This window comes from Vagococcus carniphilus, from assembly GCF_014397115.1.
In the GTDB taxonomy this organism is placed as follows: Bacteria; Bacillota; Bacilli; order Lactobacillales; family Vagococcaceae; genus Vagococcus; species Vagococcus carniphilus.
Genome location: NZ_CP060720.1, coordinates 830,143 through 851,005 on the forward strand (window position 1 = coordinate 830,143; position 20,863 = coordinate 851,005).

The following is a 20,863-nucleotide window of genomic DNA, read 5'->3' on the forward strand; positions in this document are numbered from 1 at the left end:
TGAGAAAGAGGCAGACAGATGGGATTAGTTGTTTTTGATATTGGTGGAACAGCCGTAAAATATGGCTTTTGGTCAGATGAAACTTTAACAGAACAAGGTCAATTTAGCACACCAAAAAGTTTTGATGAGATGAAAGAAGAGATGTTGCGCGTTGTCAAAACACATCAAGGAAAACAAATTGATGGGGTGGCTATCAGCTCTCCTGGTGCGGTTAATGTGGATCAACGACGAATTGATGGACTCAGTGCAGTTCCTTATTTACATGAATACCCAGTATTTGATGAGTTAGAAGCCCTATTTAATTTACCTGTAACGATTGAAAATGACGCCAATTGTGCAGGAATTGCAGAAATTGAATTAGGTGCCGGTAAAAAGGCAACAAACGCTGTGTTCTTAGTTTTAGGAACAGGTGTCGGTGGCTCCATTTTTATTAATCGAAAACTTTACAAAGGCTCTCACTTATTTGGTGGTGAGTTTGGTTTACTCGTTAGTGAGTCTGATAGACCATTAAGTAACGTGGGTTCAATCGTTAAAGTTGCTAACAAATATGAAGCTCAAACAGGAAAACAAGTAGATGGCAAAGCTATTTTTGAACTACTTGAAGAAGAAGACTCATTAGCTATGGAATTAGTAGATGAAATGTATTGGGCTATTGCTCACGCACTCTACAATGTTCAAGTTTCGATTGACCCGGAGTTGATTATTATTGGAGGCGGTGTTTCTAAAAGAAAAGAAGTCTCTATTGAAATAGCTAACAGACTGAAAAGCTTGCTAGAAAAACGCTCAGTTCCAGATATTATGCCAGTTATTGAAACATGTCATTTTTCAAATGACGCTAATCTAATTGGAGCAGCTATGAATTTTGTTAGTTTGAATTTAAAGTAAATAGTTATGTAAAAAGTGTTCAAAAGGTGAAAATCTTTTGAACGCTTTTTTTATGGTCAATACTAATTAAAATCTAAATAAAAAAGAATATCTTTTTTATTTTCTTGAGGTGTTCCCTTATAAACGTTTGTATCTAGTCCACCGATCTTAAAGCTTGTTTTTAAATAGAATAAGCACGCTCCTAAGTTATTATCTTGAGCTTGTGTATAGATGCCTATATAATTTTTCTCTTGTGCGATTTTTTGAGCTTCTTTTATTAACTTTTCTCCTATTTGTTGACCACGATAAGCTTGATTAATTTTCAAATCATATAAATACATGTATTTAAAAAAAGCTTCTTTAAAGATTCCAAGACCAACACATTTGTCACCGTCAAATGCACCAAGAAAAACAGAAACTTGACTCATCTCATCAAAATGATAAGCTTCATCAGGGAAACACATCGTTTCAATAGTCTTAAATTTTTCCACCTCATAAGTCCATTCTTCCAAACAGGTCAAAGGGTTCATTTTTAAGATTAATAGCATCTTCATTGGCTTTGGTTATTAGCTTTACAGTTATCGACATTGATAAACAACTCCATTTCTAATTATTTAATAGAATTTTTGCAAAACGCCTTATTTTTTCTAGTATAGCATCCTTATTGTTTTAGGGAATAATAAAGTAATGTTTACTAATGAGTAATTGGTAGAAAGAAGATACTTGACCTTTAATAATTTGAATGAATTCTATTAACGAGCAAAGCTTACTGTCATTTTTATCTCCATCAAGCCGTTTACAAACGAAGTATGCAGCAATGTTTGCCATAATAGAAATAAGGAGCTCCAAGAAGTATTGCATGTATAATACCCCTTTCTTGCTAAAAATTTCAGCTAAAAGGTGGACGAGGTATTATTACATCATCAGCTTTTTAAAAAAAGGCATTTTATACTAATGGTTTATTTTTTTTTAATTATCATGAACTCATTTATAACAAGCTACAAATGCTGTTAAATCAAGGGAAGCAATTATTTGCTATCGACTTTTATGGTGAAGTGTAATACATTGGGTTGAGAGAATATAACTCAAATAGTAAATTGTAGGTGAAGATAAATGGAAATAGGAAAAATGTTAAAAGAAAAAAGAGCTGAACATGAATTAACTCAGGAAGAATTATCTGAAAAAATATTTGTTTCAAAAAAAACAATATCTAACTGGGAAACAGGAAAAACGACTCCTGATTTAGACAGCTTAATTCGATTAGCAAACTTATTTGATTTATCTTTAGATAATTTATTATTGGAGGGATCAAGTATCGTGGAAAATATTAAACATGATATGGAACTCAAGACATTAAGAGTAATTCAAATATGTAATATTCTTATTTCATTATGTACAATGCTAGTTGTCTTTGTGTCTGATTTACCATATCTGGTATTAATTGCATTTGTTGTAATAGGAGGATGTAATTTATTAACTTCGTTTTACATTGAAGATAGGGTAAAGAAAGTAAAAAAATGAGTAAATCATAAAAGCTCTTAGAATTATTCTAAGAGCTTTTGATATTTACAATTCTGACTAAATTATTTAATCTATTTTAGATGATCCATTCCCCAGTATTCAAATCAATAAATTTTTCGAGGTTTATTTTTGCTACAAAGTCTTTGCCGTATTTATTGTTTTTAGTGTCAGTATCTAATTTAAAAGCTTCATTTCGATATTTACCTGATTTTGTCTTTTTAATCATATCTTTTTTTAATAAGTATGTAATTATCTTTTTGTGAGTTTGAATATCATTAAGTCCTACATAGAAACAAATTACACCGGTTCCTCGATGTGTTAATGGTTCTATATTGGTATGTTTTGCTTGAGATACTATTTTTTCTTTGACTACCTCTGAGCAAACCGTTTCAGCATACTCAAAACCGTTCTTATCAAAAAAATACATCCATTTTCCAATATTTTCAGTGTCAAACTCATCAAGACTTCCTAGGTAATATTTCCAACTTATATTTTCTTTGATTTCCATAGTATTCATTCCTCCATCATATTTTAAATGATAGCTATAGTTTTATATATTCGCAGCTATAGCGAGTTGTTTTCAGATATGATAATTTCGGTCCATCCAAGTTTTAAACCAGCGCTGATAGCAACATTCATGGAACTAACATGAGAAAAAGAAGTGCTATAAACGGGAATAATTTCAGAGTTTTCTGATTGTATTTTTGCTATTAATAGTTTAACTAGAGTGGTTGCAATACCTTTTCCTCTGAAAGTGTTATCCAAAATTTCAATCCCAATTTCCCAAGTATATTTGCCATTTTTATTAGCCCCACAAATAGCAACCAATTCAGAATTATTATAATAACCTATACCTAATTGATCAGGATCTTCATTTGAATAGCAAAATGCTTCGGTAATGTTAGGATTAGATTTGAAATCTAATATGTCTAATTGATTAAAGAATTTAATAGGTAAGTCAAAATTATCAGCTATTATTAATTCATTCGGAATAAAAAAAGGTGCTAAACGTTCAATTTTTAAGTTATATTTTTCTAAGACAGAACTGAGTTTATTTACGTTCTTCATTTCTAAAAACCACTCAGAGTTTGTATTAGAGAATGTTGATTGTAACTCTTCAGTTAGTTTTTCGTTATTAGTTCTAACTAATAGTATATCTTTATAGCAGACAATATCAGCCTTGTTCCTAGCCCAATAACGAGAATTTTTTGAACTATTTGATGTGACAAATAAATTATTTTCGATTGGAATTTCATTAACATTAAAATCTATTTCAAATTGTTTTTCTAAAAGTGATTTGTACATAAGAAACCTCCTTTTATAAATATTATACAATAATTTAGCTACTATAACTGATAGTTTTATCCAATAGAAACCTATTAAAATGTGATTGCACGTTAAGATGTTAAACTTAGTTGCGAAAGTGCTTAGATATTTAAATATCTTTTTGATTTCATATGATTTAAACTGGTTTTAAAGACAGACGTTAGGGTGGTTAAAAATGACTATAGAATTTCCAAAAAAACTGATTGCTTTGAGAAAAGAAAAAGGTATATCACAAGAATTTATTGCAGATAAGTTGCTTGTATCAAGACAAACTATTTCTAAGTGGGAACTTGGAGAAACAACACCAGATTTAGAAAATTTAGTAAATTTGGCTAATTTTTTTGAAATAAGTTTAGATGAATTAGTGTTTAATAAAAAATATCTTGCACACATTGAAAAAGAAATTATTAATGATGAAAGAACTAAAACAGTATTAGATTTTTTATATGATTTTTGGTGGCTTACATTTATCGTTTTAGGAATGATATTTATAACTATAAAGAAGATGTTATGGTAATTTGAATTAATTATTTTTTGGTAGACGTAATAGTAGAAATATTAAGTTGGAAATAAGTGATATAATGTATTTAATAATTAAGCTAGAGGGAGAATATGTTATGATTTCAAAAAATAAAAAATTAATAACTGGTACTATTTCAGAAATTTTTACTAATATTCCTGAAACAAAACAACGTATAAATAATGCTAAAACAGCTGTTATTAAGTATGAAATAGATAATCAAGTATGCTATTCTCAAAATAGAATTAATGTATCAATAAATAGCCAAGTAGGAGATTCTATTGAAATTTATTATGAAATAGACAATGTAACTAAAGTGTATAAAAAAATTTTATAATTATTTATTTTACTAAATAGCAAGTATAATCAAGTATAATAATGTAGCCAAATTTCAAATTATGAATCTCAATTGAGCTAACTAAAAGAAAAAGGAATCCCGGATTAATGGGATTCCTTTTATTATGAGATAGTGAAAGGCACTGCTTCTTTTTTACCACGTACCTAAGTAATAAAAAACAGAACAGACAGCAAATAGAATAAGTGTTAGGATGGTCGGAATAAGAACTCTTTTTCTAGCTTCTTTTGGAGAAATCAAACCATACTTCACTTTTCGTAAAAAATAGACAAAGCTGAGAATTAAACAATCGAAAAAGAAACTATCCATATGAAACCCTTTATCCATCCCGATAAAAGTACCTTGAAACGTTCCTGGAGAAACAATGTGGGTTAAGTCTACGCGAAAGAAAACAGCTGCTAGTTGTATAAAGTGAAGACCAACGATGGTTAAAAAAGTATAGGCAAATGATTCATAGACTACTTGTTTTTGTAGCTCATCCAATTGATTTCCTTTTAAGTAAGAGACTGTCCCAGCAAATGAAATAATAGAGAAAAAGCTGTAAAAACTCATGACAGTCATAAATGAGATAAATAAAAAACCAACGTACATCATGTTAATCCACCTCCGAATTTAATATAAAAATGTCTTCCACGGATAAATCAAAGTAGTGAGCAATTTTTAAAGCAAGTTCTAAACTTGGGTTGTATTTCATTTTTTCAATGGCTGTCATGGTTTGTCTGGAGACGTTAAGAGCTTTGGCCATATCGTTTTGTTGAATTTTTCTAGATTCGCGAATTTCTTTAATTTTATTTTGAACAGTTATCGCCATTCTTTTAGCCTCCTTTTATAATTAAGTAAAGATATCTTTACTTAATTATAAAACAAAAAAATAAACATGTAAAGTTTTCTTTACATGTTTATTTGATATTTATGCTATATTCTGTTCTAAAGGTTTTTATGATACCTGGTTGTAACTTGATATTACCCCATTTAGGATGATTAGGTATATCAGGTAGTTCTTGTGTTTCAATTGCTATTCCCAACTCTGACGACATAGGTTGACCGTTTACTTTAAAGGTGTCATTAAATCCTGTGGTTGAGAAAACCACGACTGCTCCTCTATCTGAAGAGATAGAAAGCTGACGAGAGCTTTCAGGCTCATATAAAGTAATTTGAGGATTATTAGATTCTAAAGGATAAGCATCATCGATACCACCATTTATTTTGGAAAGGGCAGTATGTAATGGTTGGAGAGTTGAAAAGTCATACCCAGTTTTTTCAATTGAAAGCATTTTTCCTGTTGGAATATTGTCTTCATCCGTTTCAAGAATCTTTTTACTATTAATAAAAAGGTCATGATTTTTAATGGTTTCTTTTGCGTTCCCTGATAAGTTAAAATAAACATGATTTGTTGGATTAACAATCGTTAGGGATTCAGAAACAATGCTTGTTGTCATAAGAACTGAATTATTAGTTAATTCATAGGTATTAGTGACATGGATTGGTCCTGGATAACCTGATTTAGTATCGGTTAAAGAAAAAATAACTTTTATTGAGTGAGTTGTTTCTTCAATTGAATAATCCCAAAACTGACACCACCACCCTTGACTACCACCATGAATGTGATGTTCACCGTTGTTTTTTTCGAGACTAATATTGTTCCACTTAGCTTGTTTGATTCGGCCAGCAACAGGACCTACAAGAGCCCCGAATTGAGCTGGATCATTTAAAATACTTTCAGGTGTATCTAATGAAAGTAGGATGTTTTCTTTAATTCCTTTCTTATTTGGCGTAAGAAAGTTATGCCATCTTGCGCCAAAATTTAGAAAGGTAGCTGAAAGGTTATTATTCTCTAATGTAATAAAGTCGATTCCAGTCTTTTTATCTTGTTGAATCGTATAATTCATTTATTTTTCATTCCAAACAGTTGTTAGATAGCTTAAAGATAGATGACTTGTATCAGGAACAATAGCAATGTCATGTCCTAATTCATCTTTTTGACCAACACCAACAGGAAGAGCACCACTTGCTTTAATAGCTGTGATACCAGCTTTAGCATCTTCAACTCCAATGGCATCATTAATTGAAATACCAACGGCTTTAGCTGCTGCTAGGAAAATATCAGGTGCAGGTTTTCCAGCTTTTAAAGAAGCAGGGTCAACAATAGCATCAAAGAAGTGACTGATTTCCATTTTATCTAGTAAAAGAGGGCCATTTTTACTTGCTGAGGCTAAAGCGATTTTAATGTCATTTTCTTTTAATTCAGTTAATAATTCTAAGATACCTGGGTAGATATCTTTAGGTGAAATGGCTTGAATCATTTCGACATAGTTTTCATTTTTTTCTTTCGCTAATTCAGCAAATTTTTCTGCACTAATTTCTTCTAACTTATGTCCATGTTCTAAAATAAGAGTTAATGAATCTTCACGACTCACACCTTTTAATTTTTCGTTAAACTCACGATCAATTTCAATTCCTAAATCATCAGCTAATTTTTTCCATGCTAGAAAATGGTACTCTGCTGTATCAGTAATAACACCATCTAAATCAAATAAAACACCTTTAAACATGTAAAACATCCTTTCTTTTTCAAAAATGAGGTGTGACATCAACGTAAAAATTTGTTGTCACAACCTCGATTTATTATTAGTTTAATTCAAATTTTAAAATTTGTCTATACAAGTTACTTTTTTAATGCAACTACTGTTGTATCTGTTACGTGTTGTGTTTCACCGTAAACATCAACATCTAGTGCGTCACCGCTTAATAAAGTAATTGTGACATTTTCATCAATTAAAATGTGTAGTAAACGTCCACGGTAACTAATGTGGAACGCATATTTACTCCATTTTTCAGGTAAGAATGGGGCGAAGCTTAATGTTTCGTTATAAGTTTTCATTTGAGCGAACCCTTGAACGATTGCTAACCAGCTACCTGTCATTGATGTAATATGCAGACCATCTTCTGTATCATTGTTGTAGTTATCTAAGTCAAGACGAGCTGTTCTTTGATACATTTCAATTGCTTTTTCTTCCATTCCAAGCTCCGCTGCCAAAATAGAATGGATACAAGGAGATAGAGAAGATTCATGAACTGTCATTGGTTCGTAGAATTCAAAGTTTTTACGTTTTTCTTCCATTGTAAATTCATCATTAAAGAAGTAAATTCCTTGTAAAACATCAGCTTGTTTGATGAAACATGAACGTAAGATATGATCCCATGACCAGTTTTGGTTTAAAGGCACATCACTTGCTGCTAAATCAGAAACAGGCATTAAATCTTTATCTAAGAATGTATCATGTTGGACGAAAACATCTAATTCTTCATCATATGGGAAATACATGTTTTCGATAATATCTTCCCAATGACTGATTTCTTCAGCAGATAAATTCACTGTTGTTTCAGCTTGGAATTTTTTATAGTTATCTAGTGTGTATTTCAATACCCATACGGCGATATAGTTAGTGTACCAGTTATTATTAACGTTATTTTCATATTCGTTAGGACCAGTTACTCCGTGCATCATGTATTTTTGATTGCGTTTAGAGTAGTGAATACGATCAGCCCAGAAACGAGCGATTTCAGATAGAACTTCAAGTCCATCACCTTTGATGTAAGAAGTATCTCCTGTGTAGTTTGTATAGTTATAGATAGCGTAAGCAATAGCACCATTACGATGAATTTCTTCAAATGTAATTTCCCACTCGTTATGACACTCAACACCAGTAAAGGTTACCATTGGATAAAGAGCTCCTTTAAGTCCTTGTTGGCGAGCGTTATGTTGAGCTTGTGGTAATTGATTATGACGGTATTTAAGTAAGTTTTCAGTCACACTTGGATCAGCTAAAGCAAGATATAAAGGAACGGCATAAGCTTCTGTATCCCAATAAGTTGCACCACCGTATTTTTCACCGGTAAAGCCTTTAGGTCCAATATTTAAGCGGTCATCTTCTCCGTAATAAGTTGAGAATAATTGGAATAAATTAAAACGAATTCCTTGTTGTGCTTCGTCATCACCTTCAATTACGACATCAGCTAATTCCCAGCGTTTTTCCCAAGCAAGAGAGTGAGCTGCTTTTAATTCTTCTATAGAAGAGCTGTTGATTGTTGTCATAATTTTTTTAGCTTCATCTAATTGTTTGCTTTCTTCGATGTCGCGACTAGTTGTAATAACAACTTTTTTATCTAATGTAAGAGTGTCACCCTTAGAAACATTAAACATAATATTTTCAGTTGCTAAGAATGTATCTTTGTATGATTCACTTGTATAAGAGCCTGTTGCTGTGTTTTCCATTAAAGCAGTAATCGTAAATTGTTCAATTCCAAAGTTATTTGGAACAGTACGAGCTGTCACAAAGTTAGTTCCAACAGCACATTCTTCCCAGAACATTTCTTCATAGTTGCTATCTTCGTTTTGAACGTTGTTATCTAGTTTAGAAACAACTTTAATAGATCCTTCGCCTTCAAGAACATTAGCTTTTAAACTAATAACACCAAGTTCTTTTGTTGTAATACTTAAGAAGCGCTCAAAAGAGAAGGCTACTTTCATATTATCGGCTTCAACTGTGAAACGGCGTGATAAAATACCGTGTTCCATATCTAATTCTTGATAGAAGTCAGTTACTTTTTGAGTTGCTAGATCAATTTTAGTTTCATTGATATAAAGATCCATTGCGATAAAATTAATTGCATTAATTACTTTACCAAAGTATTCTGGATAACCGTTTTTCCACCAACCCACACGAGTTTTGTCTGGGTACCAAACGCCAGCAATGTAAGTTCCTTGATGATGGTCACCACTGAAACCTTCTTCAAAGTTTCCGCGCATTCCCATATAACCGTTCCCTGTACTTGTTAATGACTCTTGCAAGCGAATGTCATCTTGATGTAGTTCATGTGTAGCAATTTTCCATGGATTAATTTCGAATAACCGTTTTAAATGTTTCACTAAAAGTATCCCCCTCGATTAATTTTATAAATTCATCATAAACGCAAACGTTTGCGAAATCAATAGAAAAACTTCCACATTTTTAATTTGCTACCGGTAACATTTTTAAACTTTTAATCTTAATACATCTTTACAAAGATAAATAGACAAGATATAATTTAGTTACGAAACCGATTGCGTTAATCGACGCAAAGGAAACAGGAAAGGTGAATGAGATGAAAAAATTATTGAGTTTTGAGTTTTGGCAAAAATTTGGTAAAGCTCTAATGGTTGTTATTGCAGTTATGCCTGCTGCTGGTTTAATGATTAGTATAGGAAAAACAATTCCTTTAATTAATCCAAACATGGGTATGCTCGTAACAACAGGTGGTGTTGTAGAAAATATTGGTTGGGCAATTATTGGTAACTTGCATTTACTATTTGCATTAGCAATTGGTGGTAGCTGGGCTAAAGAGAAAGCTGGAGGCGCGTTTGCTGCTGGTATTTCCTTCGTTTTAATTAACCGTATCACAGGTGCTATTTTTGGTGTGACTGGTGACATGTTAAATGATCCAAAAGCATTCACTCACACTTTATTTGGCACAAAAATTATGGTTAAAGGATTCTTTACAAGTGTTTTAGAAGCTCCTGCTTTAAATATGGGAGTGTTTGTAGGGATTATTGCTGGTTTTGTTGGGGCTATGGCTTTTAACAAATACTATAACTATCGTAAATTACCAGATGCTTTATCATTCTTTAATGGTAAACGTTTTGTTCCTTTCGTTGTTATTCTTTGGTCAGTTATCGTTTCTTTAGTGTTAGCAGTTATTTGGCCAATTATTCAATCTGGTATTAACAACTTTGGTTTATGGATTGCAACAAGTCAAGATACAGCGCCAATCCTAGCACCGTTTCTATATGGAACACTAGAACGTCTATTGCTTCCATTTGGTTTACATCATATGTTAACTATTCCGATTAACTATACACAGTTAGGTGGAACTTATGAAATTCTTTCTGGCGCACAAGCAGGAACAATGGTTTACGGACAAGATCCATTATGGTTAGCTTGGGCAACTGATTTATTAAACTTAAAATCGGCAGGAGATATGACACAATACAAAGAAGTTTTAACCAACTTCACACCAGCTCGTTTTAAAGTAGGACAAATGATTGGTTCTTCTGGTATTTTAATGGGTATGGCTTATGCGATGTATAAAAATGTAGATAGCGATAAAAAACCTCAATATAAATCAATGTACTTCTCAGCTGCTTTAGCAGTCTTTTTAACAGGGGTTACTGAACCTCTAGAATTTATGTTTATGTTTGTTGCTATGCCTTTATACGGTGTTTATGCTGTGATTCAAGGGTTAGCATTTGCTATGGCTGATATTATTAACTTACGTATCCATTCATTTGGTAATATCGAATTATTAACAAGATTACCAATTTCAGTTAAAGCTGGATTAGGTATGGACGTTGTTAACTTTGTGATTTGTACGATTGTCTTTGGTATTGGTACTTATTTCTTAGCTAATTTCTTAATCAAGAAATTTAACTATGCTACTCCAGGTAGAAATGGTAACTATGAAGTAGACGGTGCTGAAGAAACAAGTGGTTCAACTGGAAAGACAGCTTCAGGAATTGATCAACAAGTTATTGATGTGATTAATTTACTAGGTGGTAAGGAAAACATTTCTGATGTGGATGCTTGTATGACTCGTTTAAGAGTTTCAGTTAAAAACAAAGATAAGGTTGGTTCTGAAGAAGCTTGGAAAAAAGCCGGTGCGATGGGCTTAATTATTAAAGACAACGGTGTCCAAGCTGTTTACGGTCCAAAAGCTGATATTTTAAAATCTGATATTCAGGATGTCCTTGATTCAGGTGTTGAAATTCCAAAGAGTGAAGTTGAAAAAGAAGAAGTAGCTCCAAAAGATTCTAAGAGCCAATTCTTAAATAAACAAGTTGAGTTCTTATCTGTAGCAGAAGGTGAAGTATTACCAATTGAACAAGTAAAAGATGAAGTCTTTTCTCAAAAAATGATGGGAGACGGGTTTGCTGTAGAGCCTGTAGCAAATGAAGTCGTTTCACCTGTTTCAGGTAAAGTTGTTTCAGTTTTCCCTTCTAAACACGCCATTGGTTTAATGAGTGAAGATGGTATTGAAGTGTTAGTTCATATGGGGCTTGATACTGTTCAAATGAAAGAACCTGCTTTTGATGTCGTTGTTAGTGAAGGCGATACAGTAGCAGCAGGCCAACTTTTAGCTAATGCAAATTGGGAAGCTGTTAAAGCAGAAGGTAAAGGAACAACGATTGTTGTTGTCTTTACAAATGTGGAAAAATATGAAGCACTTGAAATGATTTTATTAGGACAACAACAAAAAGCAACAAGTGTTGGCCGCTTAAAGATTTAAAATAAGTAAAAGAGGCTTAGACTGATTCAAGTCGGCCTCTTTTTTAGAATGGAGATTGACAACCAAAATGAAATACATATCATTAAATACCCATAGTTGGATGGAAGAAAAGCCTCTTCAAAAAATGAAAGAGACAGCTGAATTTATTATGGCAAATGATGTTGAGATGATTGCTCTTCAAGAAGTCAATCAGAAAATCGAAGCAAGCATTTCTGATAAGTCAGCTACTTTTTGTTCGCTAAACGAGCAAGTTCCTATTAAAGAAGATAATTATGCTAGACTGTTAGTTGCGTACCTAGAAGAGAAGGGATTTACTTATTACTGGGGATGGACTTGTAGCCATATTGGTTATGATATTTATGAGGAAGGTTCAGCTATTTTGTCTAAATACCCTTTTAAGGCTGAAAGTTTACTAGTCTCCCCAACAAATGATATGACTGATTATCATACCAGACAAATTTTATTAGCTCATTTTGAAGAGTTCGAAACACCCTTAACGATTGCAAGTTGTCATTTTTCTTGGTGGTCAGATAATCAAGAAGAAGGATTCTATTATGAGTGGCAACAACTACTCGAAAGAATTAAAGAAGAAAAAGGTCAAGTTATGTTATTTGGTGATTTTAACGCACCGTCACATTTAAAAAATGAAGGTTATGATTTAGTTAAAGAAACAATGACAGATATGTTTGAAATGGCTGATAAAAAGTATGGTTCTTATACAGTCGATCAAACAATTGACGGTTGGAGTGACAATACAGAAAAATTAAGAATTGATTTTGGATTTGTTTTGAAACCAGTAGATGTGTTATCATATCAAGTGATTTTTAATGATATCACTGGCCCGATTGTTAGTGATCATTTAGGCATTATGATTGAAACGGCATCATAAAAAGGGGGATTAAGATGAGTGTGACAATCAAGGATGTGGCAAAAGAAGTTGGTGTAGCTCCTTCGACTGTTTCTAGGACATTAAGGGATCATCCTAGTATTTCCAGAGAAACAAAGGAAAAAGTTCGAAAAGCAATGGATAAATTAGGTTATGTCCCTAATGTGTCTGCCCAAAATTTAGCCAATAAACATGTGAATACCATTGGTGCTATTTTACCAGTAATTGGTTCAAAAGAACGTAAAAGTAATCCGTTTTATTTAGAAATTATTACGGCAATGAATGAAGAAGCTAGTCAACAAAAAGTAACACTGTCAATTGCTTCAGGAAAAACACAACAAGAGTTATTAGAAAATGTCCAATTAATGTATCGTCAAAAACGAGTAGATGGTTTTATTATGCTTTACGTAGAAGAAGATGATATGGTTCTTGATTATTTAATCGAAAACAAAGTACCTTTTACAATGATAGGCCAGCCTTATAAGTTTCATAATGAAGCTAGTTGTGTGGATAACGATAATCAATTGTTAGGCTGGACAGCAACGCAACATTTAGTTGATAAAGGGCATGAAAGAATCGCTTTTGTCACTAATAACAATCATGAGAACTTTTTTAGAGAGCGCTTTTTTGGGTATCAAAAAGGAATGATGGATAATCAATTAACGGCTTATCCTGCGATGCCACTTATTACACCAGATGATTTTATTGCTCTAGATGACTTTTTAAAAGAAGAGCAACCAACAGCGTGTATTGCAATTGATGATATGTTTGCGCTTAGGTTGATTCAAATGCTTAATTTGTCAGGTTTCAAAGTACCAGATGATATTTCAGTGATTAGTTTTAATAACTCTATTTTTACAAGTTTACTTCATCCATATATTACTTCAATTGATGTTAATGCGACTCAGCTTGGAAAAACAGCTGTCCAAGAATTTTTACTTCAATTGAAAGAACCTGATGCAATTAAAAAAAGAGTGATTATACCTCATACATTGATTGAAAATGAAACAGTTTTAAATAGAAAAAACTAGAAAATACGAACAAAAGTAGTTTTGCTAATTTTAAAAGCGAAATTATTTTTGTTTTTTTAGTGTGTAAGAGGATGTTTGTAGTGTGTCATTTGATTATTTAAGTAAGAGACGTTAATGTAAAGGGTTTAAAAAGAAAATAATTGGCACGCTGATTGCTTATAGTAAAGTGTAAGAAAAAAATGAGTAGGAGGATTTGTAATGGATGGATTTGTTAGTTTTATGGAAGCAAAGTTTATACCTATTGCATCTAAAATTGGGGCTCAACGTCATTTAGTCGCCATTCGTGATGCCTTTATGGTAACGATGCCATTAATGATTTTAGGGGCTTTAGCAGTTATGATTAATAACTTGCCAATTCCTGTTTTTCAAGATTTCATGACAAGTATTTTTAAAGGAGAGTCATGGAAAGGATTTGGAGGTAGTGTTTGGAATGGAACGTTTGCTATTCTTTCAGTAGCGATTGCTTTTTTAGTTGCTTATAACTTAGCTAATCACTACGGAAAAGACGGCGTTTCAGCAGGAACAGTTTCATTAGCTTCATTCTTTGCTTTAGGTGGCGCAACTGGTATGTCATCTAATGGATTATTTATTGCACTTATTGTCAGTCTTGTTTCAACTGAACTATTTGTTCGTTTAATTGGAAATGAAAAATTAGTTATTAAAATGCCTGATGGTGTTCCACCGGCAGTAGCTAAATCTTTTGCAGCGTTACTTCCAGCTATGATTATTGTTAGTATTTTTGGTCTAATTGCTGCTATTTTTGCAGGTTTTGGAGTAGAAGATATTATTACATCATTTTATGATGCTGTTCAAGCACCGTTTATGGGCTTAGCAAGCACTTATCCAGCGGCGTTATTAATTGCCTTTATTACACCTTTCTTATGGTTCTTTGGTTTACATGGTGCTAATATGATAGATCCGTTTATGCAAACAATCAACGCACCAGCAATTGAAGCAAATGCTTTGGCTATGTCAGCAGGAAAAGCTGCTCCTTACATTGTTAATAAACCATTTATTGATGTGTTTGTTAACTTGGGAGGAACAGGAGCGACTTTAGGTTTAGTGATTGCTATTTTCTTAGTTGGTAAAAAACATGAGTCATTTAGCGTTGTGAATAAACTAAGTGCAGGGCCAGGTGTTTTCAATATTAATGAGCCAATGTTATTTGGTTTACCAATTGTACTAAATCCAATTATGTTTATTCCGTTTATCTTAACACCAATGGTTTTAGTTACAACAGCTTATTTTTCTACTAAACTAGGTTTGGTGCCGGCAGCTATTAGTATGCCACCTTGGGTAACACCACCTGTATTAGGAGGAATTCTGGCAACAAGTAGTTTTAGAGGTGGTATTTTAGCAGCAGTTAACTTATTAATTTCTATTATTATTTATATGCCATTTGTTAAGATTAGTGTTATTCAAGAATTAAAACGTGAGCAAAGAGCTTAAATTCTAAACGATTGGAATCTATCAAAAAGGATAGATTTCAATCGTTTTTTGTTATTTAAAAAGGATTGTGACAAACTTTATTAACTAATTGACTAAAAGTATTATATAATATAAGGCACAGAACAAATTTTAAGGAGATGGGCGCATGAATTATCAAGATATTTTAACTTTTTGGTTTAATGAGATTACTGCGGAACAACGCTTCAAAAAAGATGAGGCTTTTGATGAGCTACTTAGAGAACGTTTTGGTGAATTACACGAGTCTGTTTCAAAGGGAGAAGCTTCTAGTTGGCGTGAAACCATTCAAGGTAGATTAGCTGAAGTGATTGTTTTGGATCAGTTTTCAAGAAATCTTTTTAGAGGAAAACCAGAGTCCTTCAAGTTTGATGGCATGAGTCTTGTCCTAGCGCAAGAAGCGATTAGAACAGGAGAGATTAACCAGTTGACCTTAGATGAAAAAGCCTTTTTATTTATGCCTTTTATGCATTCGGAATCAAGTGCTATTCATGAGGTTGCTGTGACTTTATTTTCTGAGAAAGGAATGGAGACTTACTTAGATTTTGAGAACCGTCATTTTGATATCATTAAACGTTTTGGGAGATATCCACATCGAAACGAGATATTAAAAAGAGAATCAACTGCTGAAGAGGTTGCCTTCTTAAAAGAACCGAATTCTTCGTTTTAAAAGAGAGATAAGTTAGAAGTTAGGAGTTTGTTATGAGTTATTTTAAAAGAAATTTTATCAAAACGTGGCAATTTATAAAGGAGGCAAAATCATATTTTAGAGATGTTTTATTAATGCATGGTTTTCTATTGTTTTTCTTAACCCCCTTTTTAGCAAGTATGACACGTTTTATTTTAAGGCAAGGTAATTTGGCCTATATTTCTTATGATAATCTAGGGATGATTGCTTTTAATCACCCTTTCGTTTTTGTTAGTCTAATTGGTATGTTGATATTGTTAGTTATTTCTGTTTTTTTTGAGTTTACTTTTTTACTACTAAGTATTTATTTCATTCAGATTAGGCAGCCGATTTCATTAAGACAACTGTTAAAAGGGACACTTTTACAACTTAAAAAAATAAAATTTGGAACTTTGTTATTCTTCCTATTTTATTTTTTCTTAGTTTTACCTATAACAGGAATGAAGTTCAATTCAGAATTACTTTCTAAGTTTGAAATACCAATGTTCATTATGGATTTTATCTTTGAGAATCGTATCTTGTTTATTGCACTTTTCATTATCGGTTATTTAATTCTTATTTATTTAGCAGTCCGATTTATTTTTGCTTTACCTGAAATGATATTAAAAGAGCAAACCTTTAAAAAATCAATTAAGTTCAGTTGGAATGAAACAAAAGGTAACTTTTTTAGGATTTTCAGTCAAATATTGATTGTTTCATTAACGTTAGTTGGATTTACTGGGATTTCATATGGTTTAATTATTTTTGCTCAAACTTTTGTTGAAAAATATTTTGCTAACTACAGTTTAGGATCAGCTATTGCTTTAATGACAGTCCTTCAAATGGTTTGGCTATTAAGTGTTATCTTTTCTTCTGTTGGTATTTTCTTTATTATTATTGATTATATGGATAGTCATAATTTTTTACCTGAAAAACCAGTTTGGTTTGTTCCTGAAATTAAAAAAGAACAAAAACAGTGGATTAAGCAAGTTAAATCTAAAGGGATTTTAATTCTTATATTGGGTGGTATGGTTATCATTGGTACCAATAATTATGATTTTCTAGAGCATCCAACTACGGTAAGACCTGTTACTGTGTCTCATCGTGGGGTTGATAATGCTAATGGTGTACAAAATTCGATTGCAGCACTTAAGAAAACAAGTCAGGATACACATCCAGATTATATCGAAATGGATATCCAAGAAACAAAAGATCAACAGTTTGTTGTTTATCATGATTTTAATTTAAAGAGTTTAACAGGTTTGAGTAAGAAACCTAATGAATTGAATTTGAACGAATTAACTAAATTAACCGTTCATGAAAATGACCAAGAAGAGTTAATAACCTCATTTGATGATTATATTGAAACGGCAAATAAAATAAATCAAAAACTAATGATTGAAATTAAGCCGACAAAAGATGATAGTCCTGAGATGATTGATCATTTCCTAGAAAGATATGGTAAGAATATTTTAAAACATGGTCATATTATTCAATCTTTATCTTTTGATATTGTCGAGGAACTTAAGAAAAAAGAGCCTAAAATTGTTGTAGGATATATCATGCCCTTTAGTATTGTAGGGCCGCCAGACGGAGAGATGGACTTTATCACTATGGAGTATACAACTCTAAATGCATCATTTATTACAAGTGCTAATGCAAAAGGAAAAGATGTTTATGCTTGGACTCCTAATGATGAAGAAACGATGACTCGGATGATGTTTTACGGAGTAGACGGTATTATTACGGATCAAATGGATATGTTAAATCAAACTCTAGTAGATGAGACAAAAATTACTTATTCTGATAAGTTACTTTATTTTGTAATTGGTATGGGTTAATTATTTGAAGTGTGAATGCTATTTATATATAGTATTCACGCTTTTTTTTTATTGTTTAACTTGAAAGATAAAGTGGTATATGTTATCATATGAATATACAATCATATGAATAGATGGACGACAATTAAAATTTTTTAATTAGGAGGATGAGAACGATGAGAGAAAAACAAGAAGTTGAAAGAAAAAAAGAACACGGTAATGTATCAGTTGTTTTGTTTTTTATTGGTTTGTCAGTGTTTATTCTAGCAATTTTTATTCCTGAAGGTTTTATTAAAAATATTTTGTCAGTTTTTACCATTTTTACAGCAGGTTATCATATTATTATTGATGGTATTAAAAGTACAGTCACTGAGAGTATTGATAAAAAACGTTTCATGCCTAACGTCCATCTCCTAATGGCTCTAGCCACAGTAGGAGCATGTATTCTTGGTAACTACAGAGAAGGTGCGTTGCTGATAGTTATTTTCGCAGGTGCACATTATTTAGAAGAATATGTTGAAGGAAAAAGTAAAAGGGAAATTACTAATTTATTGAAAATGAATCCTACAGAAGCTAGATTAATTAAAGCTGATGGGACGACAGAAGTTGTTGACGTATCTGTCTTAAAAATAGGGGACAAGGTTAAAGTATTAAACGGTGATCAAATTCCAACTGATGGAATGATTCTTTCAGGTGCTACGTCTATTAACGAATCTTCAATAAATGGAGAGAGTATGCCCGCGGATAAAACGGTTGGTGACTATGTGTTTGGGAGTACGATAAATGGAAATGGAACAATTGAAATTGAAGTAACTAAAGCTAGTACAGATACTGTTTTTGCTAAAATTATGCAATTGGTTAGTCAATCGCAATCCAATTTATCTAAAAGAGCGACACGAATTAAACAATTCGAACCAACCTATGTCACTATTGCATTGTTATCAGTTACACTTTATATAATTTTAGCACCAATCATTTTTTCAGTAACTTATAACTATAGCTTTTATAAGGGAATGGTATTTTTAGTAGCTGTTTCACCATGTGCGTTGGCGGCTAGTGCAATACCTGCTACCTTATCTGGAATTTCTAATTTGGCAAAAAGAGGGGTGCTGTTTAAGGGTGGTTCTTTTCTAGCAAGCTTGGTCGATTTAAAGGCAATCGCTTTTGATAAAACAGGTACCTTAACAGAAGGAAAACCTAAAGTAACTAATGTCTATTTTGTAGATGATTCTAAAGCAGAATTTTATACTAACTTGATTGTAGCTATGGAAAAACAGGCTAATCATCCATTAGCTGATGCAATTGTTGATGCTTTAGAACCAACAGAAATCTTGGAGTTGGAAATTGAAAACCAAATTGGAAAAGGGCTAGTAGCTGTTTATAAAGAAAAAAATTATATAATTGGAAAACCAAGTATATTTGAGAATGTCTCTGAATTATTAAAAGACCTAACATTAACATATGCTAACGAAGGTAAGACAGTAGTCTATATTTCAGAAGATGATGAAATTATTGCTATGATTGCTATGATGGATTTACCTAATGAAAATGCCAAGAAAGTTATTGAGTACTTCCAGACTCAAGGTGTTGTGACAGCTATGATTACAGGTGACGCTCAAAAAACAGGAGAGGCAGTTGCTAAAAATTTAAAAATTGATCAAGTATTTGCCAATGTATTACCTGAGAATAAATCAAAAATTATTGAAAATTTAATGGTGAAAGAAGGTTCCACAGCTATGGTAGGAGATGGCGTAAATGATGCTCCTGCTCTAGTGAAAGCAGATGTTGGTATTGCCATGGGAGATGGAACAGATATTGCTATTGATGTTGCAGATGTGGTTCTAATGAAAAATGATTTAACTAAATTAAGTTATGCTCATAAAGTATCGAAAAAATTAGATAAACTAATTACTCAGAATATTATTTTTTCAATGCTGGTTGTCTTATTTTTAGTAGTAATGAATATATTTAATTCAATGAACTTACCATTAGGTATATTAATTCATGAAGGAAGTACTTTAATTGTTTTGATTAATAGTATCAGACTACTTAAACCTTTAAGTTAAGTTATATTAAATGATTTTTAACGGAAGATTGACTTTAAATTTAAGTCAGTCTTTTTGTTTTCTGAAAATTATTAAGCTTTCTGAAACTTCTTTACAAATGTTGATTTAATGGTTAGAATGAGTCTGTTGACGAGAAAATTGAATTAGAGGAGTAAAAAAAATGAAAACTTATTCACCAATGTTTGAGCAAATCGATGGATCAATTACTAAAAAAGTTGATTTAATTGATAATCATTTTGTTCGTTATGCAGTGAGAGCTATGTTAGCTTGTCTATTTTTAACTTTAGGAACTGCAGTGGCATTTTGGATTGCTATTCAAGGGGAAAATATTGTACATGGGTTAGGTAAGATGTTATATGCGTTTATGTTTAGTTGGTCACTAGTTATGATTCTTTATATGAATGCAGAGTTAGGAACATCCAACATGTTATATGTGACTGTTGGCGTTTATCGAAAAAAAATAAATGTAGCTAAAGCACTTAAAATACTTTTCACTTGTGTTTTGTTTAATCTAATTGGTGGAGTTATTTTTGCCTACTTTGTTTCTCTAACAGGACCATTTTTAAATATGGATGCTAATAATTACATGTTTGAAGCAATTGCAGCTAAATTAGATAAATCAACGATTCAAATTATTGTTGAAGGTGCTTTTGCTAATATCGTTGTTAATACAGCTGTTTTAGTTAGTTTAAGAATGAAAGATGACGGTGGGAAAGTGCCAGCGATTATCTTTATTATCTTTATCTTTGCCTTCTTAGGTTATGAGCATGTTATCGCAAATTTCCCAGCTTTTTCATTAGCTTTCTTTGCATCAGGTGGCACGATTGCGAATATGACAACTGGAGCAGTTATTCATAATTTAGTTTTTGCCTTTATTGGTAACTATATTGGTGGAGGACTAATTATTGGTTTAGTTTATGCGTGGCTAGATAAACCAAACACACATTATTTAGATTAAGAAAATAGACTGATGGTAACTTCTAGGAGGTTGCCATCAGTTTTTTTGTTATACTATTTTAA

Annotated in this window: 19 protein-coding genes and 1 pseudogene; 12 read left to right on the forward strand and 8 right to left on the reverse strand. The window is 32.1% G+C overall.

The window, feature by feature from the left end:
- The first annotated feature begins 18 nt into the window (after positions 1–18).
- On the forward strand, positions 19–885 hold the full coding sequence (locus tag H9L18_RS04180; protein WP_126790732.1) for an ROK family protein: 867 nt from the start codon (positions 19–21) through the stop codon (positions 883–885).
- Between the two features lie 62 nt (positions 886–947).
- Here the strand turns inward: H9L18_RS04180 and H9L18_RS04185 are convergent.
- A pseudogene (locus tag H9L18_RS04185) lies at positions 948–1,452 on the reverse strand (GNAT family N-acetyltransferase).
- A 525-nt stretch (positions 1,453–1,977) separates the two neighbouring features.
- Here H9L18_RS04185 and H9L18_RS04190 point away from each other — a divergent pair.
- Positions 1,978–2,385 (forward strand): helix-turn-helix domain-containing protein, encoded by a 408-nt coding sequence (locus tag H9L18_RS04190; RefSeq protein ID WP_126790730.1) that lies wholly within the window; start codon positions 1,978–1,980, stop codon positions 2,383–2,385.
- Positions 2,386–2,461: 76 nt separating this feature from the next.
- On the opposite strand, the gene H9L18_RS04195 is transcribed toward H9L18_RS04190, so the two are convergent.
- Both H9L18_RS04195 and H9L18_RS04200 read right to left on the reverse strand, forming a co-directional pair.
- On the reverse strand, positions 2,462–2,893 hold the full coding sequence (locus H9L18_RS04195) for a hypothetical protein (protein ID WP_126790728.1): 432 nt from the start codon (positions 2,891–2,893) through the stop codon (positions 2,462–2,464).
- A 56-nt stretch (positions 2,894–2,949) separates the two neighbouring features.
- A complete protein-coding gene (locus H9L18_RS04200) occupies positions 2,950–3,690 on the reverse strand; it encodes a GNAT family N-acetyltransferase (RefSeq protein ID WP_126790726.1) in 741 nt (246 codons plus the stop codon).
- A 196-nt stretch (positions 3,691–3,886) separates the two neighbouring features.
- Between H9L18_RS04200 and H9L18_RS04205 the strand changes: the two genes are divergently transcribed.
- Both H9L18_RS04205 and H9L18_RS04210 read left to right on the forward strand, forming a co-directional pair.
- Positions 3,887–4,228 carry a helix-turn-helix domain-containing protein gene (locus tag H9L18_RS04205; protein WP_221884879.1) on the forward strand — a complete coding sequence of 114 codons (342 nt, stop codon included), beginning with the start codon at positions 3,887–3,889 and terminating at the stop codon, positions 4,226–4,228.
- A 100-nt stretch (positions 4,229–4,328) separates the two neighbouring features.
- The gene (locus H9L18_RS04210; protein WP_126790724.1) at positions 4,329–4,568 is read left to right on the forward strand and encodes a hypothetical protein; all 240 of its coding nucleotides are present in this window, start codon (positions 4,329–4,331) and stop codon (positions 4,566–4,568) included.
- Between the two features lie 153 nt (positions 4,569–4,721).
- Here H9L18_RS04210 and H9L18_RS04215 read toward each other — a convergent pair whose 3' ends face one another.
- The 5 genes from H9L18_RS04215 to H9L18_RS04235 form a co-directional block, all read right to left on the reverse strand.
- Positions 4,722–5,180, reverse strand: a complete 459-nt coding sequence (locus H9L18_RS04215; protein ID WP_126790722.1) for a hypothetical protein — start codon at positions 5,178–5,180, stop codon at positions 4,722–4,724.
- 1 nt (position 5,181) lies between these two features.
- Positions 5,182–5,391, reverse strand: a complete 210-nt coding sequence (locus H9L18_RS04220) for a helix-turn-helix transcriptional regulator (RefSeq protein ID WP_126791302.1) — start codon at positions 5,389–5,391, stop codon at positions 5,182–5,184.
- A 94-nt stretch (positions 5,392–5,485) separates the two neighbouring features.
- Entirely contained in the window at positions 5,486–6,475 is a 990-nt protein-coding gene (locus H9L18_RS04225) for an aldose epimerase family protein (protein WP_126790720.1), read from the reverse strand.
- A complete protein-coding gene (gene pgmB / locus H9L18_RS04230; protein WP_126790718.1) occupies positions 6,476–7,138 on the reverse strand; it encodes a beta-phosphoglucomutase in 663 nt (220 codons plus the stop codon). It abuts the gene before it with no gap.
- Between the two features lie 113 nt (positions 7,139–7,251).
- The gene (locus tag H9L18_RS04235) at positions 7,252–9,516 is read right to left on the reverse strand and encodes a glycoside hydrolase family 65 protein (RefSeq protein WP_126790716.1); all 2,265 of its coding nucleotides are present in this window, start codon (positions 9,514–9,516) and stop codon (positions 7,252–7,254) included.
- 215 nt (positions 9,517–9,731) lie between these two features.
- Here H9L18_RS04235 and H9L18_RS04240 point away from each other — a divergent pair, with 215 nt between their 5' ends.
- The 8 genes from H9L18_RS04240 (at position 9,732) to H9L18_RS04275 (ending at position 20,801) form a co-directional block, all read left to right on the forward strand.
- Complete coding sequence (locus tag H9L18_RS04240; protein ID WP_126790714.1) at positions 9,732–11,909, forward strand: PTS transporter subunit IIBC; 2,178 nt, start codon at positions 9,732–9,734, stop codon at positions 11,907–11,909.
- 67 nt (positions 11,910–11,976) lie between these two features.
- Entirely contained in the window at positions 11,977–12,798 is an 822-nt protein-coding gene (locus H9L18_RS04245) for an endonuclease/exonuclease/phosphatase family protein (RefSeq protein ID WP_126790712.1), read from the forward strand.
- A 14-nt stretch (positions 12,799–12,812) separates the two neighbouring features.
- Positions 12,813–13,826, forward strand: coding sequence for a LacI family DNA-binding transcriptional regulator (locus tag H9L18_RS04250; RefSeq protein WP_126790710.1), 1,014 nt, complete (start codon positions 12,813–12,815; stop codon positions 13,824–13,826).
- 198 nt (positions 13,827–14,024) lie between these two features.
- Positions 14,025–15,275 (forward strand): PTS sugar transporter subunit IIC, encoded by a 1,251-nt coding sequence (locus H9L18_RS04255; protein WP_126790708.1) that lies wholly within the window; start codon positions 14,025–14,027, stop codon positions 15,273–15,275.
- A gap of 145 nt (positions 15,276–15,420) precedes the next feature.
- Positions 15,421–15,960, forward strand: coding sequence for a DUF924 family protein (locus tag H9L18_RS04260; RefSeq protein ID WP_126790706.1), 540 nt, complete (start codon positions 15,421–15,423; stop codon positions 15,958–15,960).
- 32 nt (positions 15,961–15,992) lie between these two features.
- Complete coding sequence (locus H9L18_RS04265) at positions 15,993–17,798, forward strand: glycerophosphoryl diester phosphodiesterase membrane domain-containing protein (protein WP_126790704.1); 1,806 nt, start codon at positions 15,993–15,995, stop codon at positions 17,796–17,798.
- A gap of 146 nt (positions 17,799–17,944) precedes the next feature.
- On the forward strand, positions 17,945–19,843 hold the full coding sequence (locus H9L18_RS04270; protein WP_126790702.1) for a heavy metal translocating P-type ATPase: 1,899 nt from the start codon (positions 17,945–17,947) through the stop codon (positions 19,841–19,843).
- 160 nt (positions 19,844–20,003) lie between these two features.
- Positions 20,004–20,801: a formate/nitrite transporter family protein gene (locus H9L18_RS04275; RefSeq protein ID WP_126790700.1), complete on the forward strand. Its 798-nt coding sequence runs from the start codon at positions 20,004–20,006 to the stop codon at positions 20,799–20,801.
- Positions 20,802–20,863: the final 62 nt, after the last annotated feature.

Bases quoted from the DNA above. Each gene is read 5' to 3' on its own strand.
- H9L18_RS04180 (WP_126790732.1), top strand. From the start codon at position 19: ATGGGATTAGTTGTTTTTGATATTGGTGGAACAGCCGTAAAATATGGC.
- H9L18_RS04190 (WP_126790730.1), top strand. From the start codon at position 1,978: ATGGAAATAGGAAAAATGTTAAAAGAAAAAAGAGCTGAACATGAATTA.
- H9L18_RS04195 (WP_126790728.1), bottom strand. From the start codon at position 2,893: ATGGAAATCAAAGAAAATATAAGTTGGAAATATTACCTAGGAAGTCTT.
- H9L18_RS04200 (WP_126790726.1), bottom strand. From the start codon at position 3,690: ATGTACAAATCACTTTTAGAAAAACAATTTGAAATAGATTTTAATGTT.
- H9L18_RS04205 (WP_221884879.1), top strand. From the start codon at position 3,887: ATGACTATAGAATTTCCAAAAAAACTGATTGCTTTGAGAAAAGAAAAA.
- H9L18_RS04210 (WP_126790724.1), top strand. From the start codon at position 4,329: ATGATTTCAAAAAATAAAAAATTAATAACTGGTACTATTTCAGAAATT.
- H9L18_RS04215 (WP_126790722.1), bottom strand. From the start codon at position 5,180: ATGATGTACGTTGGTTTTTTATTTATCTCATTTATGACTGTCATGAGT.
- H9L18_RS04225 (WP_126790720.1), bottom strand. From the start codon at position 6,475: ATGAATTATACGATTCAACAAGATAAAAAGACTGGAATCGACTTTATT.
- pgmB (WP_126790718.1), bottom strand. From the start codon at position 7,138: ATGTTTAAAGGTGTTTTATTTGATTTAGATGGTGTTATTACTGATACA.
- H9L18_RS04240 (WP_126790714.1), top strand. From the start codon at position 9,732: ATGAAAAAATTATTGAGTTTTGAGTTTTGGCAAAAATTTGGTAAAGCT.
- H9L18_RS04245 (WP_126790712.1), top strand. From the start codon at position 11,977: ATGAAATACATATCATTAAATACCCATAGTTGGATGGAAGAAAAGCCT.
- H9L18_RS04250 (WP_126790710.1), top strand. From the start codon at position 12,813: ATGAGTGTGACAATCAAGGATGTGGCAAAAGAAGTTGGTGTAGCTCCT.
- H9L18_RS04255 (WP_126790708.1), top strand. From the start codon at position 14,025: ATGGATGGATTTGTTAGTTTTATGGAAGCAAAGTTTATACCTATTGCA.
- H9L18_RS04260 (WP_126790706.1), top strand. From the start codon at position 15,421: ATGAATTATCAAGATATTTTAACTTTTTGGTTTAATGAGATTACTGCG.
- H9L18_RS04265 (WP_126790704.1), top strand. From the start codon at position 15,993: ATGAGTTATTTTAAAAGAAATTTTATCAAAACGTGGCAATTTATAAAG.
- H9L18_RS04270 (WP_126790702.1), top strand. From the start codon at position 17,945: ATGAGAACGATGAGAGAAAAACAAGAAGTTGAAAGAAAAAAAGAACAC.
- H9L18_RS04275 (WP_126790700.1), top strand. From the start codon at position 20,004: ATGAAAACTTATTCACCAATGTTTGAGCAAATCGATGGATCAATTACT.